Source organism: Streptomyces sp. NPDC006879, assembly GCF_042869595.1.
Taxonomy (GTDB): Bacteria; Actinomycetota; Actinomycetes; order Streptomycetales; family Streptomycetaceae; genus Streptomyces.
In genome coordinates, this window is the sequence record NZ_JBIAGC010000001.1 from 238,590 (window position 1) to 255,224 (window position 16,635).

13 protein-coding genes, 1 other RNA gene and 2 pseudogenes are annotated in these 16,635 nt (G+C 70.3%); 7 read left to right on the top strand and 9 right to left on the bottom strand.

Annotated features, from left to right (window positions below; all coding sequences use genetic code 11):
- Positions 1-294 precede the first annotated feature (294 nt).
- A pseudogene (locus ACFYMC_RS01100) lies at positions 295-1,056 on the top strand (nitrilase-related carbon-nitrogen hydrolase); the annotation flags it as partial.
- 157 nt (positions 1,057-1,213) lie between these two features.
- Here the strand turns inward: ACFYMC_RS01100 and rnpB are convergent.
- Both rnpB and ACFYMC_RS01110 read right to left on the bottom strand, forming a co-directional pair.
- Positions 1,214-1,619, bottom strand: an RNA gene (rnpB, locus tag ACFYMC_RS01105) — RNase P RNA component class A.
- Between the two features lie 103 nt (positions 1,620-1,722).
- A complete protein-coding gene (locus ACFYMC_RS01110) occupies positions 1,723-3,171 on the bottom strand; it encodes an RNB domain-containing ribonuclease (RefSeq protein ID WP_388516851.1) in 1,449 nt (482 codons plus the stop codon).
- 219 nt (positions 3,172-3,390) lie between these two features.
- Here ACFYMC_RS01110 and yaaA point away from each other — a divergent pair, with 219 nt between their 5' ends.
- Positions 3,391-4,191 carry a peroxide stress protein YaaA gene (gene yaaA / locus ACFYMC_RS01115; protein ID WP_388516854.1) on the top strand — a complete coding sequence of 267 codons (801 nt, stop codon included), beginning with the start codon at positions 3,391-3,393 and terminating at the stop codon, positions 4,189-4,191.
- A 98-nt stretch (positions 4,192-4,289) separates the two neighbouring features.
- On the opposite strand, the gene ACFYMC_RS01120 is transcribed toward yaaA, so the two are convergent.
- The 3 genes from ACFYMC_RS01120 to ACFYMC_RS01130 form a co-directional block, all read right to left on the bottom strand.
- Positions 4,290-4,868 carry a GNAT family N-acetyltransferase gene (locus ACFYMC_RS01120; RefSeq protein WP_388516857.1) on the bottom strand — a complete coding sequence of 193 codons (579 nt, stop codon included), beginning with the start codon at positions 4,866-4,868 and terminating at the stop codon, positions 4,290-4,292.
- Between the two features lie 24 nt (positions 4,869-4,892).
- Positions 4,893-5,336, bottom strand: coding sequence for a lamin tail domain-containing protein (locus ACFYMC_RS01125; protein ID WP_388516860.1), 444 nt, complete (start codon positions 5,334-5,336; stop codon positions 4,893-4,895).
- Between the two features lie 248 nt (positions 5,337-5,584).
- Positions 5,585-6,352, bottom strand: coding sequence for an SDR family oxidoreductase (locus ACFYMC_RS01130; protein WP_388516863.1), 768 nt, complete (start codon positions 6,350-6,352; stop codon positions 5,585-5,587).
- Between the two features lie 156 nt (positions 6,353-6,508).
- On the opposite strand from ACFYMC_RS01130, the pseudogene ACFYMC_RS01135 reads away from it, so the two are divergent.
- From ACFYMC_RS01135 to ACFYMC_RS01145, 3 genes and pseudogenes are all read left to right on the top strand, one after another.
- A pseudogene (locus ACFYMC_RS01135) lies at positions 6,509-7,412 on the top strand (RNA-guided endonuclease InsQ/TnpB family protein).
- A gap of 109 nt (positions 7,413-7,521) precedes the next feature.
- Positions 7,522-8,841, top strand: a complete 1,320-nt coding sequence (locus tag ACFYMC_RS01140) for a multidrug effflux MFS transporter (protein WP_388517073.1) — start codon at positions 7,522-7,524, stop codon at positions 8,839-8,841.
- Positions 8,842-8,893: 52 nt separating this feature from the next.
- A complete protein-coding gene (locus ACFYMC_RS01145; protein ID WP_388516866.1) occupies positions 8,894-9,895 on the top strand; it encodes a small ribosomal subunit Rsm22 family protein in 1,002 nt (333 codons plus the stop codon).
- A 176-nt stretch (positions 9,896-10,071) separates the two neighbouring features.
- On the opposite strand, the gene ddaH is transcribed toward ACFYMC_RS01145, so the two are convergent.
- A complete protein-coding gene (gene ddaH / locus ACFYMC_RS01150; protein WP_388516869.1) occupies positions 10,072-10,896 on the bottom strand; it encodes a dimethylargininase in 825 nt (274 codons plus the stop codon).
- 165 nt (positions 10,897-11,061) lie between these two features.
- Between ddaH and ACFYMC_RS01155 the strand changes: the two genes are divergently transcribed.
- Positions 11,062-11,679 carry a TetR/AcrR family transcriptional regulator gene (locus ACFYMC_RS01155; protein WP_388516872.1) on the top strand — a complete coding sequence of 206 codons (618 nt, stop codon included), beginning with the start codon at positions 11,062-11,064 and terminating at the stop codon, positions 11,677-11,679.
- Here ACFYMC_RS01155 and ACFYMC_RS01160 read toward each other — a convergent pair.
- A complete protein-coding gene (locus ACFYMC_RS01160; protein WP_388516875.1) occupies positions 11,666-12,472 on the bottom strand; it encodes a glycerophosphodiester phosphodiesterase in 807 nt (268 codons plus the stop codon). The two genes, ACFYMC_RS01155 and ACFYMC_RS01160, sit on opposite strands and share 14 nt — an antisense overlap.
- 169 nt (positions 12,473-12,641) lie before the next feature.
- Between ACFYMC_RS01160 and ACFYMC_RS01165 the strand changes: the two genes are divergently transcribed.
- Positions 12,642-13,406 (top strand): bifunctional DNA primase/polymerase, encoded by a 765-nt coding sequence (locus tag ACFYMC_RS01165; RefSeq protein ID WP_388516877.1) that lies wholly within the window; start codon positions 12,642-12,644, stop codon positions 13,404-13,406.
- Positions 13,407-14,332: 926 nt separating this feature from the next.
- On the opposite strand, the gene efeU is transcribed toward ACFYMC_RS01165, so the two are convergent.
- Both efeU and efeB read right to left on the bottom strand, forming a co-directional pair.
- A complete protein-coding gene (gene efeU / locus ACFYMC_RS01170) occupies positions 14,333-15,286 on the bottom strand; it encodes an iron uptake transporter permease EfeU (RefSeq protein ID WP_388516880.1) in 954 nt (317 codons plus the stop codon).
- 21 nt (positions 15,287-15,307) lie between these two features.
- Positions 15,308-16,606, bottom strand: coding sequence for an iron uptake transporter deferrochelatase/peroxidase subunit (efeB, locus tag ACFYMC_RS01175; RefSeq protein ID WP_388516882.1), 1,299 nt, complete (start codon positions 16,604-16,606; stop codon positions 15,308-15,310).
- Positions 16,607-16,635 lie beyond the last annotated feature (29 nt).

A 16,635-nucleotide genomic window follows, 5' to 3' on the forward strand; every position in this document is an offset into this window, starting at 1 on the left:
GTGCCCGGGCGGTGCTCGGTCCGGGTGGGCCGGGACCGGCCTGTGGCGCAAGAGGGCCTTGCTGACTTCGGCCATCGGTGCGCGAGGGCGCGTGACAATGCCGACCAGGTGAGTAACAGTTCCCGAGCCGTGCGGCTGAAGTTGCCGCGCTCGGCGAGAGTAAAAGACGCTCGAAGGAGCCGAATTTCTTTTCTGGGGCTTTCGGCACATTCGTTCGATTCAATTTACATCTAGGTGGGGGAGCGGTTGACTGTCACCCCTCAACCACCCCTCACGCGGCCTCTTGGAGCGCATATGAAACCCCATCAGCCTGCGCCCGAACTACGTTGTGCCACAGTCCAGTTCGAATCGCGAGTGGACGACCGTGTCTTCAACCTCGGGCGGATCGAGCATTTTGTGCGCGAAGCCGAAGCCGAAGGGGTGGAGATCCTGGCATTCCCGGAAATGTGTCTGTTCGGCCCGCTGTGGCGAACCCGGCACGCTCCGGCGCGGCTGAAGGAGCTGGCCGAGACCGCCGACGGTCCATCGGTGCGGGCCGTCCAGCGCCTCGCCGTCCGGCACGGGATGGCCATCGGCGTCGGATTCCTCGAACTCGGCTCCAGGGGGGAGCTGTTCGAAGCCTACGCCGTCTGCTTGCCGGAGGGCACCGTCCACGTCCACCGCAAGCTGCACGTGGAGCAGGAGGCGATCACCGCCGGCACCAACTTCACGGTCTTCGAGACCCCCTGGGGAGTCCGCATGGCTGTCCTCAGCGGGGAGGACGCCGAGTTCGTGGAGAACGTACGGATTGCCGCCCTGCTCGGCGCCGACATGCTCCTCGCTCCCCACCAGACGGCAGCTCACGAACGTGGTGCAACGGTCGCAGGGCCTGGCGACCCCGCGCGGCCCGGCACGCAGGTCGAGGCCATCGAGGTCGCACTCAACGGCCCCAGCGGCCGAGGACGACTCATGCGCTGGCTGCCCGCTCGCGCCTACGACAACGGGCTGTTCGTCCTGTTCGCGAACGGCGTGGATCGGGAGGGCAGCACGGGCAACGCCATGATCCTCGACCCCTATGGTCGAGTTCTCGCCGAAACCTGGGCGGCCGGAGACACCCTCGTCCTGGCCGATCTCGACTTCTGCGTGCAGCCGCTGGCCATCGGCCGCCGCCGACTGGACCGCCGCCGACCAGAGCTCTATGGACTGCTCACCGAGCAGCAGGGGAAGGGGGAGGCAGACGAGCACGGCCTGTACGCCGGGTTCTGTCGCCCGGAGACCTCGCGGTCGCCGGGGAGACGGCCATCCATCTAGGACCGGCGTTGCCGCCGGCCTCGTGCGGTCTACCCGCGAACATCGGGCGGGCCGCCCTCGATCGTCCGCGCAGAGCCGTCCGGGGACGACTCCTCTTGACCTTGCTCCGGGTGGGGTTTACCTAGCCGCCTGAGTCACCCCAGACGCTGGTGGTCTCTTACACCACCGTTTCACCCTTACCGCGGACCGAAGTCCCCGGCGGTCTGTTTTCTGTGGCACTGTCCCGCGGGTCACCCCGGGTGGGCGTTACCCACCACCCTGCCCTGTGGAGCCCGGACGTTCCTCGGCGGTTCCCCGAAGGGTTCCGACGCGGCCGTCCGGCCGGCTCGTCTGCCGTGTCGACCATGCTACCCGGGCCGGACAGCGCCGCTTGACCGCCTCGTGGCGCCGTGGACCCTGCAGGGGATGCGTGGCCGAGGCCGGCACCTGGGGTCAGACCGGGGCGAAGAGCACCTTGGCCCGAGCCGGATCGGCCTCGACCAGCTCGACCCGGATGCGTCGGCCGAGTGGGAGGAGCCCGAGCGAGCGAGACTCGACCGTGGCGACCACGGCGGGATCCTCCAGCTGGACGGTCCCGCGGGCCGGCAGCTGATCACCTTCCAGGACGTCGACGACGGTCGCCTCGAAGGTCTCGCCCACCCGGTCTTCGAGGAGGGCTGCCTCCAACAGGTCGACGCAGGACCTCTCCACGGTGTTCGCCAGCCGGGTGCCTTCCGCCATACGCGCGGGGAGGTCCACAAGGGCGGAACGGACCCACTGCGGTGGCTGCGCACCCCGGATCGCGGCCAGGCACAGTTCGCCCGCGTAGCGATCGGTCAGACGCCGCAGTGGCGCGGTGCAGTGGGTGTACGGCGCCGCCACGGCGGCGTGCTCGGGATGTTCCGGTACCGCGCCGCCCTGGAACACCGTGTACCCCGCGCCGCGCAGCAGCGTCGTGCACTCCTGGAGGAAGGCGGCGTGAGCCGGGACCCGCGGATCGAGGCGGCGGACGATCTCGGCGTACGCCACGTGGTGCGGCCAGTCGATGTGGAGCGCAGCCGCCGAACGACGCAGGCGTCCCACGGCGCCATCCGGGGCGCTCGGCAGGGTCCGCAGCACGCCGGTCCCCGTCGCGACCATCAGCTCTGCCGCTGCCATGCCGGTCAGCAGGGAGAGTTGTGCGTTCCAGCCCTCGGTAGGCAGCGGCGCCCGGTACGACAACGCGTACGAGCCGTCCTCCTCCCTGATCTGCTGTTCAGGGACGCCCAGCGAGATGCCACCGCGCTCCGCTTCCCGTGCCTCACGCAGTCGGCCGATCTCCGCCAGGAGCGCCACGGGCTCCTCCGCCGTGCCGGTGTCCAGCGTGCGCTGCACACCTTCGTAGTCCAGCCTGGCCCGGCTGCGAACCATCGCGCGATGCACGTCGGCCGCGGTCCGCCGGCCCTCCGCATCGAGGTCGATCCGCCAGAGCAGAGCCGGCCGGTGCTGCCCGGGCAGCAGGCTAGCGGCGTCCTCGCTCAGCTCCGGCGGGTGTAGCGGGACCCTCTCGTCCGGGAAGTAGAGGGTGCTCACCCGCCGCCTGGCCTCGGCGTCGAGTCGGCCACCGGGACGTACGAAGGCGGCGACATCGGCGATCGCGTAGTGCACCCGGTAGCCCCCGTCTCTGCGGCGGGCCAGATGCACCGCCTGGTCGAGGTCCCGGGAAGCAGCCGGATCGATGGTGAAGAAGGGCAGATCGCTGGACTCCCCGGGCAGCCGTGGTGCCCGGGCGGATTCCTCTGCCTCGGCGAGCACCTCGGGGGGGAAGGCCCGCGGGACGCCGAGCTTGGCCCGCAGGGAATCGAGCGCGGCGCGCAACTGCGCCCCGTCCGCTCCGGTGATGCGCATGTGGCGGCGTGGCATGCGCCGAGCCTAAGGGCTGCCCCGTCGGCCCCGGTGGAGCAGCGCACGGCGTCGGGCACGTGCTTCGTCGCTGTGTGGCCCCGGCCCGGGACGAGGGGGCGGCCCGATGCGTGTCCCGTGGTCGTCCGCGCCGTCCGGGCGCCAGCCGGTGCCGGGGGAGCCCTTACGCTGGCCGGGGGCCGCACCCCCGGTCCGTGCTCGTATCGAAGGAGAGACGTCGTGCTCGTGCTGCTGCCGCCATCCGAAGGAAAGGCCGCTGGCGGCTCCGGCGTACCGCTGGATCCCGAGGGGCTGTCGTTGCCGGGTCTGGCCGCGGCCCGCACCGCGGTGCGGGCGGAGCTCGTCGAGCTGTGCGCGGCCGACGAGATCAAGGCCCGTGAGGTGCTCGGGCTCAGTGAGGGTCTGCGGGCGGAGGTCGCCAAGAACAGGTCTCTGCTGACCGCCGGCACTCGCCCCGCTGGGGAGGTGTACACCGGAGTTCTCTACGATGCCCTGGACCTGGCCGGGCTGGACACCGCGGCGCGCATCGAGGCGGAGCGGTGCCTGCTCGTCTTCTCGGGCCTGTGGGGCGCGGTCCGGATCACCGACCGCATTCCCTCCTACCGCTGTTCTATGGGGGTGAAGCTGCCCGGTCTGGGCGCGTTGGGTGCCTACTGGCGGGCTCCGCTGTCGGAGGTCATGCCGCAGGTGGCCGGCGCGGAGCTGGTGTTGGACCTGCGCTCCTCGGCCTACGCTTCGGCGTGGCGGCCCAAGGGGGAGGTCGCCGAGCGCACTGCGACCGTGCGGGTGCTGCACTCCCAGCTGGTGGACGGGGTGGAGAAGCGGTCGGTGGTCAGTCACTTCAACAAGGCCACCAAGGGTCGGTTGGTGCGCGATCTGCTCCGTGCGGGCGCCCGCCCGGCGGATCCAGCTGAGCTCGTGACGGCGCTGCGTGACCTGGGCTACCGGGTGGAAGGCGAGGCTCCGACCAAGCGGGGCAAGGCGTGGGCCCTGGACGTGGTCGTCGAAGAGATCCACTGAAGCCGACCGGTCGGGCCCCGGGCGACCCGATGCCGTGTTCCGTGGCTTCCCCGCGTCCCTCGCGCAGGAGGGCCGAGCGTACGGGTTCGGCGCGCGGCTTACCAGAGCCGGTCGATCGTGCCGGGGTGGAGCAGGATCCGGGCACCTTCGAAATCAGCCCGGCGGGCACGGGCCCGAGGCGAGTGGAAGGCGACCATCACGGCCTTGGACAGGCCCGGCCGGTCGCTGGGGAAGGGGGCGTCCGGGGTGCCGCCGACGAGTACCGCGCCGGGCAGGGCCCCGAACCCGGCGCCGCGGTAGAAGGCGACGAGGGGGCGGTCGCAGGTGAAGAGCACCAGGTCCACGTCTGCTTCGGCGGCCAACCGTTCACGTGCGGCGTTCACGAGGTGATGCCCGTGGCCCTGGCCGCGCCGGTCCCGCCGGGTGACCACGGTGCTCAAGCCGGCCGCTCGGTAGGTCGAACCGGCGTGCAGTAGTGGTTTGTGCAACACGTCCAAGGCGGCGACCACGGTTCCTGGGCCCTCGACCAGCAGCAGGGAACGTGGTCGCAGCGCCGGATCGTGGCTCGGGCCGGCGGAGGGTGCGCCGACCGGCGGCCAGGCCTCGTCCTGGAGGGCCAGAACCTGGGCGCGCAGTGAGGTCGGCACCTCGGCCTCGGGGTGACTGAGGATGTGCATGCCACCATCATGGCGTCGGGTGGTTCAGTGGCACATCTTGCTGCCGTGGTCCCGTGTGGTCCACGCGCAGGAGTCCAGCCGGGTGCCGCTCGGCTTCAGCAGCCGCGCCCTGTCGCTGGTGTTGTTCCAGACGTACGAGCGGCGGTTCCAGTACCGGTGGCCGGAGCCGTCCTTCCCGCGGCCGGTGTGGACGCGGACGGTCTTGCGCGCGGCCAGCTTGAAGGAGCCGAAGGTATAGGTGTGCCCGGCGTCGTCTTTCAGCTTGAAGCCCCGCAGTTGTACGGCGGTGCGACCGTTGTTGTGCAACTCGACCCATTCACCGTTCAGCGAGGTGTTGGAACGGGTGTCGGTGCCAGGGCTGTTGTACTGGATCTTGCCGAGATGCAGGCCGCCCTGGTGGGTGGCGCCCTGGGCGGTTCCTGCGGTGAGGAGGGAGGCGATGAGGCCCGTGGCAGCGGATATCCGCAAGATGCACTCCAGTTGACGGTTTCAGGTGGAGATATCAAGAAGATTGTCAGACGACCTGAGGAGATCGATTCGGAGTGTAGGACCTTCTCTGAGGGATCTCCGGCGAATGGACGGATCCAACGGTCACCGGGTAAATGCCCGCCGCGCCGGCGCCGGCCGTGTTCAAGTCCGGTGCGCCGCAACCTGATCCCACACCCTGATCGCGAAGAACCGCGTGAGAGCCCTGAGCCGACCGGCCGCTCGCGTGGCTATCCACGCCCGATGTAGGGCATTGTCGTGGCCATCACCGTGGCGAACTGCACATTCGCCTCCAAAGGCAGCTCTGCCATATGCAGCACCGTGCGCGCCACGTCCGAGGGGTCCATCACCGGTTCCACCGCGAGGCGGCCGTCTGCCTGAAGGATTCCCTTCTGCATCCGTGCCGTCATTTCGGTCGCCGCGTTTCCGATGTCGATCTGCCCGCACGCGATCCGATGAGGGCGCCCGTCCAGGGACAGGGACTTGGTCAGACCCGTCATCGCGTGCTTGGTCGCGGTGTACGCGACGGAGTTCGGCCGGGGTGCGTGGGCTGAGATCGAACCGTTGTTGATGATCCGCCCGCCTCGCGGATCCTGCTCCTTCATCTGTCGGAACGCCGCCTGTGCACAGAGGAAGGAGCCCGTCAGGTTCACCTCCACCACCTCGCGCCACGCCTCGGGGGAGAGGTCCTCCAACGGCACGCCGGCCGGACCGAAGGTTCCGGCGTTGTTGAACAGGAGGTCCACTCTGCCGAAGCGTTCGCGCACTCCGGTGAACAGCGTGTCCACCTCCCCGACCACGGTCACATCAGTCGGCAGGCACAGTAGACGTTCCCCGGCGGCCTCTCCAGCCGCTGCCGCGGTCTGCTCCAGGGCCTCCGCCCGGCGACCGGCCAGCGTCACCGACCAGCCCGCCTCCGCCAGGGCGAGTGCGACCGAGCGGCCGATGCCGGAGCCCGCCCCCGTCACTACAGCGATCTTCGTCTGAGCAGCGTTCATCGGGGTTCTCCTTCGTGGATACCCCTGGCTCCAGCCGGGGGAGGAAACGAAGCTCCTGCGGAGCAGGGCAGCGGAGGCCGGTTCGCCGTCAGGGCGGACCGGCGTCCACCCACACGAGCCGAGGCGGTCGCAAACCGGTGTGCTAGCTCATGAGCCATGATCACTCGCGTGAAGCGGGCGTTCAAGTACCGCTTCTATCCGACCGATGCGCAGGCGGCAGAGCTGTCACGCCCCTTCGGCTGCGTGCGGAAGGTCTACAACCTGGCCCTCGAAGCCCGTACCAACGCGTGGTACCAGCCGCAGGAGAGGGGCAACTGCAACGCCACCTCGGCGATGCTCACCGCCTGGAAGAAGACCGAGGCTGGCCTTCCTCGCCGAGGTGTCCTCGGTCCCGTTGCAGCAGACGCTGCGGCACCTGCAAGGCGCCTTCACCAGCTTCTTCGAGGGCCGGGCGAAGTACCCGCGGTTCAATTCGCGGAAGAAGTCCCGCCGGTCGGCGGAGTGCACCAGCTCGGCGTTCCGCTACCGCGACGGCGCCCTGACACCCGCCAAGATGCGCGAGCCCCTGGACATCGTGTGGTCCCGGCCGCTCCCCGAGGGCGCTCAGCCGTCGACAGTGACGGTGTCCCTGTCCACCGGGGAAAAGATCGCCAACCCCCGGTACGAGCGCCGTGACGGGCCCGACTGGCCCGCGCTCAGCGGGAGCTGTCTCGCAAGGAGAAGGGCTCGGCGAACCGGGACAAGGCCCGCAAGCGGGTCGCCAGGGTCCACCTGGACCGACATGCCGTCGATGCTGGAGTACGAGTGCGCCTGGTACGGGCGCGACCTGATCGTGGTCGACCGCTGGTTCCCCAGCTCCAAGCTGTGCGGGGCCTGCGGCACGATCCGGGCGAAGCTGCCGCTGAAACGTCCGCGAGTGGACGTGCGACTGCGGCGCCGTACCCCTCAACGGGAGTCCTCCCCGACGGGGCGGTCGTCGGTGAAGCGGGAAACCCAGCGGGCGACCGCTGGAATCCCCGTCTTGAGGCGGGGGAGGAAGTCAAGGGGCCGCAATGTGTGACGTGAAACGACGTGACCCGTGGTCGAGCCGAGGACGTTCCGAGGGCTGAGAGGATGGGTGGCGGCGCCCCCCTCGCCTTGGGTGAGGTCTCGTGGACCCGGCGCCGGAGATGGGGGAGTCACAGATGGCGCACGCAGGCGCGGAGGCGACGGACGGGATCAGCCGGATACCCGGGGGGAAGCCACCGCGGTCCGGCCCGAATCGGGCCGGACTGCTCGTCATCCTCATCCTGGGCGGACTCACCGCCCTGGCGCCGCTCTCCATGGACATGTACCTGCCGGCCCTGCCCGAGGTCACAGGATCCCTGGCCAGCCCCGCGGCCACCGTCCAACTGACCCTCACCGCCTGTCTCGCGGGCATGGCGCTCGGTCAGCTGGTCGTCGGCCCGATGAGTGACCGGTGGGGACGCCGTCGTCCCCTCCTCGCAGGCATGGTCATGTACGTCCTGGCCACCGCGATCTGCGCCTTCGCCCCCACCGTCGAACTCCTCGTCGGCTTCCGCCTGCTCCAGGGGCTGTCCGGGGCGGCAGGCATCGTCATTGCCCGGGCGGTCGTCCGTGACCTGTACGACGGCGTGGAGATGGCCCGCTTCTTCTCCACCCTGATGCTGGTCTCCGGAGCCGCGCCCATCATCGCTCCCCTCGTCGGTGGTCAGGTACTGCGCGTCACCGACTGGCGAGGCGTCTTCTACGTGCTCGCCGGCATCGGGCTGGTCCTGACTTTCCTGGTCTGGCGCTCACTGGCGGAGTCGCTGCCGCCGGCACGTCGCCACACCGGTGGCCTCGGCCAGACGCTGCGCACCATGGGCGGGCTGCTGGCCGACCGGGTCTTCACCGGGTACCTGCTCACCGGTGGCCTCGCCTTCGCCGCCCTCTTCGCCTACATCTCCGCATCCCCCTTCGTTGTCCAGGCGATCTACGGGGCCTCACCGCAGACCTTCAGCCTCCTGTTCGGGCTGAACTCCGTGGGCCTCATCGCCGCCGGTCAGATCAACGGCAAGCTCCTCATCGGCCGGGTCAGCATGGACAAGGTCCTCGCCACGGGGTTGGCGGTGATCGCCCTCGCCGCGCTCGCCCTGCTCCTGATGACCGCCGGGGTCTTCGGCGAGGTCGGTCTGGTGCCGGTCGCGGCGGGGCTGTTCGCCTTGATGTCCGCCCAGGGGCTGGTGTTGCCCACCACCAACGCCCAGGCGTTGATGCGCACTCCGCACGCGGCAGGTTCCGCCTCCGCGCTGCTCGGCACCTCCTCCTTCCTGATCGGTGCTCTCGCCTCGCCGCTGGTCGGCATCGCTGGCGAGGGCACGGCCGTACCGATGGCGCTGGTCCAGGTGGTCTGCGCAGGGAGCGCCGTGATCTGTTTCCTCGCCCTGTGCCGACCCTGGGCGAGGCGCGAGCCTGTCGTGGACGAGGAGGCCGGCGCCTCGGCCTGAGTACGCCCTCGCCCGGTCCGTCACCCGGGCGCGTCGGACATAAGCTTGCTCGGTGAACGCCACCGTCCCCACCGCCGAAGCCCTGCGCGGCGCACTCGCCGAACTGCTCGCCGGGCTGCCGCCCAAGCAAGCCCAGCAGGCCGTCGAGCGGCTGATCGTCAACTACCGCGGGAGCACTCCGACCGACGCGCCCGTCCTGCGCGACCGCTCCGACGTGGTCGCCTACGCCGCTTATCGGATGCCGGCCACGTTCGAGGCTGCCCGCTCTGCCCTCGCAGCCCTCGCGGCGGTCTCCCCGGGGTGGTCACCCGCCGACCACGTGGACGTTGGCGGCGGCACGGGAGCGGCGACTTGGGCGGTGGACGCCACATGGGACGCCCCCCGCAGGACCACGGTCCTCGACTGGGCCGAACCGGCCCTCGCGCTGGGACGTGAGCTGACCTCCCGGGCCCCCTCGCAGGCCCTTCGCGAGTCCCAGTGGCACCGGGCGGTGATCGGATCCGGCCTCAAGGTGCCGCAGAGCGACCTCGTCACGGTCTCCTACGTTCTTGGTGAGCTCACCGCGCCCGCCCGCGAGGCGGTCCTCGCCGAGGCCGCACGCGCCGCGCAAGCCGTGGTGATCATCGAGCCGGGCACCCCCGAGGGCTATCTGCGCGTTCGCGAGGCCCGGGACCACTTCATCGCAGCGGGCCTGCGCATCGCTGCCCCCTGTCCGCACGACGGAGCCTGCCCCATCGTGCCCGGTGAGGACTGGTGCCACTTCTCCGCCCGGGTCAGCCGCAGTTCCTTGCACCGCCAGGTCAAGGGCGGCTCGCTGGCCTACGAGGACGAGAAGTTCAGCTTCGTCGCCGCCGTCCGTTTCCCGGCCCGGCCGGTTGTCGAGCGGATCACCCGCAAGCCCCAGATCCGCAAGGGGCTAGTCCTGTTGGACCTGTGCGGACCGACGGAGCGGGGACTGCACAGGGAGACCGTGACCAAACGCCACGGTGCCCGCTACCGCGCTGCCCGCGACGCGCAGTGGGGCGACGCCTGGCCGCCGGCCGACGAGGGCTGAGGGCTGCCCGTCGCCCCCCAGGGGCGACGGGCAGCCCTCGTGCGGGGCAGGATCCCGCGAGGGCGGACTCCCGGAGCCGACCGGGCCGCCATCGGACGCGACCCGGTCAGCCACGGGGCGGTGACCCGCACGGACGCATGGCCGAGGAACCGCCCGCCGACGGTGGGTAGGGGTCTTCAGCCGCGCAGCTCCAGCGTGCAGCACTTCACGCTGCCGCCGCCCTTCAGTAGTTCTCCCAGGTCGATCCCGACCGGTTCGAACCCGCGCTCGCGCAGCGGTTCGAAGAGGCCGAGCGCTGCCTGGGGCAGGAGGACGTGGAGTCCGTCGGAGACCGCGTTCATCCCGAGCGCCGCCGCGTCCGCCGCGGCGGCGATGACCGCGTCCGGGAAGAGTCGTTTCAGCACTGCCCGGCTGCCGGGGGAGAAGGCTCCCGGGTAGTACATGACCTCGTCCCCGTCCAGGACGCACAGTGCGGTGTCCAGGTGGTAGTAGCGCGGATCGATCAGGTCCAGCCCGATCACCGGCCGCCCGAAGAACTCCTGGGCCTCGTCGTGCGAGAGCGGGCTGGAGCGGAAGCCGCGGCCCGCCAGGATCCAGGAACCAGTGACCGCGAAGTCGCCCTCTCCCTCGTTCACGTGGGAGGGCTCGTGGATCTCGGTGTAGCCGTGGCCGCGGAACCATTCCAGGTGTGCCTCGGCTTCCGCGGACCGTTCCGGGTAGGCGAAGCGGGCGCCGAGGACCCGTCCGTCCACGACCGTCGCGCCGTTCGCCGCGTACACCATGTCGGGCAGGTCGGGGCGGGGGTCCAGTAGGTCGACCGTATGACCGAGGGCGCGGTAGCGCTCGTACAGGTCTTCCCACTGGGTCATGGCCAGGCGCAGGTCCACCGGCTTGGCGGGATCCATCCAGGGATTGATGGAGTAGGTGACCTGGAAGTGCGTGGGTGGGCACATCAGGTAGCGGCGCGGCGTGGACACGCGGGGTGTGGCGTCATTGCGCAAAGAGGGCTCCTCACGGGACGACGGTCGCACTGTGCGCACCAGGGGTCGTGGCACGTCACCGAATCGTCCCTCCTGAACGGGCATGGCGCAGTGAACTGTTCGGGTGGTTTACAAGACGGAGACGTGACGAGACGAACCGGTTCGCCCGCTGCTAGATTCCCGGCCATGGCCGATCCGACCTCGCGCGGCTTCCCTGACGCCACCCGTCGTAACGAACGCGCGCGCCGCGCCATTTTGGCGGCTGCCCTCAGCCTGGTGGACGAGACCGGCTACCCCGGATTGAGTATCGAAGCCCTCGCCGGACGCGCTGGGGTGGGGAAGCAGACCATCTACCGGTGGTGGCCCTCCAAGGCGGCCGTCCTGCTCGACGCCTGCCAGGGACTCGACGAGGCACACCCCGACGGTCCCGAGCCGTCCCCTGCCCCCGACACCGCGGACCTGGCGGCCGACCTCAAACGGATGCTGCGCGCCACCGTCGACGAGCTGACCGGAGAACGGTACGGGCCGCCGCTGCGGGCCCTGGCCGCTGCTGCCGCCTGCGATCCGGTCCTGGCCGCCGGGCTCACCGACCGGCTTCTCGCCCCCCGGCACGCCCGATTCGAACGCCGGCTGCGCACGGCCAGGGCTGCCGGCGAACTCGCGGCCGACGCGGATCTGCCGCTGGTCACCGAGTTGCTGCTCGGGTCGTTGGCCTACCGGTGGCTGATGGGGAGGTCCGTGCTCGGCCACGCCGACGCCGATGCGTTGGTCGATCACGTGCTACGGGGTGTCAGCGCCCCTTGACCGCGGTGCGGGCCAACAGGGCGGGTGCGTCCGTGATGATTCCGTCGCAGCCCAGTCGTAGCATCCGGTCCCGGGCCTCGGGGGTGTTGACGGTGTGCGCCCACACCCTCCCGATGCCCGAGCGCAGTGCTCTTCGAAGGTCCTGGGGGCGCGCCCGGTGGTCCACGTCGAGCACGCTCACGTAGGAGGCCCACTTCGCCGGATCGTCCTCGCGCAGTTGACGGGCTGAACGCCACAGTTGCGCGGTCAGCCCCAGCCGGTGGACCCGCCGGGCCACCTCCGGCCGGTTGCTGTTGATCAGGACCGAGGAGGCGAGCCCGCGCCGGTGGATCTCACGGGCCAGCGCGGGCAGTCCCGCGGGGTCCTTGGCTTCGAGGAGCAGCACGGACCGTCCACCGAACCGGTCCAGGACCTCAGCCACGGTCGGCGGCCGTTCACCCCCAGGCTGTAGCCGCACGCTGCGCCACTGCGCGGCGACCAGGTCCCGCACCCGCCCGCTCGAAGCGGTGGTCCGGTCCAACTTCGCGTCGTGCATCACCACGAGCGTGCCGTCGGCGAGGACCCGTGTGTCGGCGTCCAGCACCTGGACGGTCCCGCCGTCGAAGGCTCGGCTGAGCGCGGACATGCTGTTCTCGGGGGACTCCAGGGCGCCACCGCGATGAGCGACATAGGTGACGGGCGGCAGGGTGGCGAACGTCACCGGCGGGCGGCGCCACTCATGCGGGGCGGCGCCGCCCGCCTGGCTCGCCAGGGAGAGAGCGATCAGGGCGGCCAGCAGACTCCTCATGACCATGGGCTTCACGCTAGGGGTACTCATCCTGATATGAGTAGTAATGACACCAGCTCATAGAGTGAATACGTGGGGTGTTGTACACCCCGACTTCCAGGCAGCGGTCATATCGAGCTCCAGATGGTGGGACCATGGGAGGGTCTTGCGGGGTTTCGGTGAGGTGAGGGGATACGTGGGCGACGGGTCCAGCCGCTACGAACGCGGCGAGCAGAGCAGGATTTCCCAGTGGTTGCGCCGGTGGCAGAAGCCGACCGCGCCCACTGAGGACACCGCCCGTGTGGCGCTGCTGCTCGAATTCGCCGCCGCGGGGCTTCCCCTTGCGCCTGCCGCCCACCCCGTCGGCTTCCGCTGCTCCTGCGAGCGCATCGGCTGCCCCACTCCGGCCCGGCATCCCCTCTCCTTCGCCTGGCAGACCCAGTCCACCACCGATCGTGCGCAGGTCGAGCGATGGGCGCACGGCCAGCCGCAGGCCAACTTCGTCACCGCGACCGGCATGGTCCACGACGTGCTCGACGTGCCGCTGGAGGCGGGGCGCAGCGCCCTGGAGCGACTGCTGGCCGCGGGCATCGAGGTCGGTCCGGTCGCCGTGGAGAACCGGGGCCCCGCTGACCTGGACCGGATGCTCTTCTTCACCAACACCCGGGGCACCCCCGAGGACGAGGACGAGTGGTGGCCCTGTGAGCTGGACTGCCACCCGGAGACCATGGAGGAGCATCCTGGTCTGCGCTGGCACTGCCGCGGCAGCTACGTCCTGGTACCCCCCGCGAGGCTGCCCGGCGAGGCGGACGGCGAACAGGGCGTGACCTGGATGCGCGGCATGGAGCACCCGCTGCCCGACCCCCTGACCCTGCTGGAGACCCTGACCGACGCCTGCGCGCAGTACGCGGGCTCCACGGACCACGATCCGCACGCCGTCGCCTGGCCCCTCGGCCGCTGAGCACGGGCGGATCACCGGAAGGGGCATCACCCGCGCCGGCGGCACCGCGCCAGCGCGCTCAGCGGGACGTGGCGCCGGTCAGCTGTAGGTGGCGGGATATGACCCGTACCTTGGCGGAGCTCCCCTGGGCGGGTACCACCGCCGCCTGTGTGGATATCCACGTCCGGGCCAGGACGGAGCCCGCGGGGCTCCCCAGGAACTGTCGGGTCTCCCCGCTCGTCGGTACCTTGGCGCCGGCGGGCCCCTTGGTTGTTTCGGTGCTCCGGGCGGCGAAGAACACGAAGGCTCCGCCCTTGGCGGTGCGCAAGCCCAGCGGGGTGAAGGCCGCGGTGTTCAGGGGTTCGTCGGTGAACGCCACCGAGGTCCCCTTGCGCTTGCTCGCCGACCGCTTCCGGGCGGCACGCAGCTTGCTGGTGTGACTTCCGCTGGCGAACTCGGCCGGTTCCCCCCGCTGTAGGTACGCGGTGTAGTGCTGGCTCAGCTCACCGGGCGGAACCGTGAGGCCGGTCGTGCCGGAGCGCACCGGCTCGGCGTAGCCGTCCGCGTCGAGCTGGAAGACCGGAACCTGCCGCAGGCCGAGGACCGCGAGGTGCGCGGCCCGCCACGGTTGTTTCGCCGACTCCTTCAAGAAGAGGAAGACCCACCGGCTGTCGCTCTTGACGGTGTCCTTGTCCCGATTGCTGTCGGTGTCGGCGACGAACCAGCGGGGCCAGCCCTTGGCCCGGGGTATGAAGAACTCCGGGTCGGTCAGTTGGAGGTCTTTGAAGCGCGGGTTGCCCTGCGGCTGACGCTGCCTCGCCAACTGGTGCCTGACCTTCGTCATCTCCCCGTAGGCGCCGGTCACCACGTCCTTGTCGAAGGCCGCCTCGTGGGCCCTGCCGGCCTTGTTGTAGGCGGTGGTGAACCGGGTCAGCGCCTCGACCGCCTCAGCCCGGGTGGCCGTCGGAACGGCCACCGCCTCCCCGTGCACCGTCACGCAGCCGCTCGCGGTCACCATGAGTGTGGCCATCGCCACCGTCACCGCGGCCGGCCGCTTCAGCCTGCTCACTGCTCTTACGCTCCTTCGCCCCGGACAACGGACCGAACCCTACCGGGGCCAGGAACAGGACGAGCGTGGGGACCAGATACACCAGCCAGGCCGTGACCTGGAGGACCGTCGGGTCGGGCTGGAAGTTGAAGGTGCCCTTCAGTAGCGTCCCGTACCAACTGTCCGGCGGGATCGCGGAGCTGATGTCGAAGGCCTTGTTCAGCAGCCCACCGAGGAACTCCGCCTCCTGGAGGTCGTGCACCCCGTAGGCGAGGACGCCCGCGGCTACGACGATCAGGAGTCCACCGGTCCACGTGAAGAACTTGGCCAGGTTGATCTTCAGGGCACCGCGGTAGAACAGCCAGCCCATCACGATCGCAGTGGCGATGCCCAGCAGCGCCCCGCCCAACGGGTGCCAGCCGTCGTCGGCCACCTTCACCGCCCGCCAGACGAACAGCGAGGTCTCGATGCCCTCCCGTCCGACGGCCAGGAAGGCGGTGGTCACCAGAGCGCCGGTGCCCATCGCCAGTGCCGCGTCGAGTTTGCCGTGCAGTTCGGCCTTCAGGTGGCGCGCGGTGCGCTTCATCCAGAAGACCATCCAGGTCACCAGGCCCACGGCGACGATCGACAGGGTCCCGCCGATCGCTTCCTGAGCCTGGAAGGTGAGTTCCCGGGAGCCGAACTCCAGCCCTGCCCCGAAGGCCAGGCTGACCGCCGCGGCCACGCCCACACCGGCCCACACAGGACGCAGCGCGTCCCGGCGCCCGCTCTTCACCAGGTACGCCACCAAGATGGCGACGACGAGGCTGGCCTCCAGGCCCTCGCGCAGGCCGATGAGGTAGTTGCTGAACACGCCTGTTTCCTTCCGTTCCCGTCAGGAGAACAGCGCCCGCCCCCACCAGTCGTCCGTGTCACGGACGCCCGGCGGGATGGCGAAGACGGCCGACCCCACGTGTTGGATGTATTCGTTGAGGGAGTCGTTACGTGCCAGGCGCCGCTGCACCGGGATGAAGCCCTTGCGGATGTCGCGCTGGTAGGCCAGGAAGAACAGCCCCGCGTCCAGCCGGCCGAGTCCGTCGGTGCCGTCGGTGAAGGAGTAGCCGCGACGCAGGAGCGTCGCTCCGTCGTTGCTGTCCGGGTGCGCGAGGCGCACGTGCGCGTCGGGCTTCATCGCCGGCAGGAAGGGCTCTTCGCGTTCGTGGGACTTGCCGACGGCGGCGCCCTCGCCCTTGTCCCGGCCGATGATGTCCTCCTGTTCCACCAGCGAGGTCCGGTCCCAGGTCTCGATGTGCATCCGGATGCGGCGGGCGACGAGGTAGGACCCGTCGGTCATCCACTGCGAGCCGGGGTCCGCGGCGTCCTTCGCGGCCACCCAGACGTGCTTGTCCAGCGCCTTGGCGTCGGTGCCCGAGACGTTCCGGGTGCCGTCCTTGAAGCCCATCATGTTGCGCGGCGTCTGCTCCTCGGGAGTGGTGGAGGAGGTCTTGCCGAAGCCCAACTGAGACCAACGCACCGCGGTCTTGCCGAAACCGATCCTGGCCAGGTTGCGGATCGCGTGCACCGCTACCTGGGGGTCGTCCGCACAGGCCTGGACGCAGAGGTCGCCGCCGGAGCGAGCGGGGTCCAGGTTGTCGCCGGGGAAGAGTTCGAGGTCGGCCAGTGCCTCGGGCCGCCTGCCCTCCAGACCGAACCGGCCCTTAGCGAACAGGGAGGGTCCGAAGCCGATGGTCAGGGTCAGCCGCGAGGGCTTGAGGCCGAGTGCCTCGCCGGTGTCGTCCGGCGGGGCTTCGGGGAGCCCGCCGTAGGCGCCTTCCCCGACCGGGTGGCCTTCGGTCATCAGGCGGGCCGCCTCGGTCCAGTCCTTCAGCAACTGGATCAGCTCGGCCCGGTCCTTGGTCTTCACGTCAAACGCGGCGAAGTGCAGCCGGTCCTGGACCGGTGTGGCGATGCCGGCCTGGTGCGTCCCGTGGAAGGGCACAGCGGAGCCGGCCGAGGCGGCGGGCACCGGCTGGTCCGTGCTCTGGAGCGCGACGGCGGTGCCCCCGGCGGCTGCGGCGCCCAGGGCGAGGCCCGCCCCGCCCCAGCCGAGGACCGTACGGCGGCTCGGTATGGAGGCCTTCTCCTCGGGCGTGCCCTGCACGTTCCGCCCGTCCTGGTCGTTCTTCGTTGGCATCTCGGTCCCCAACTCCCCTGCTCGGCTGC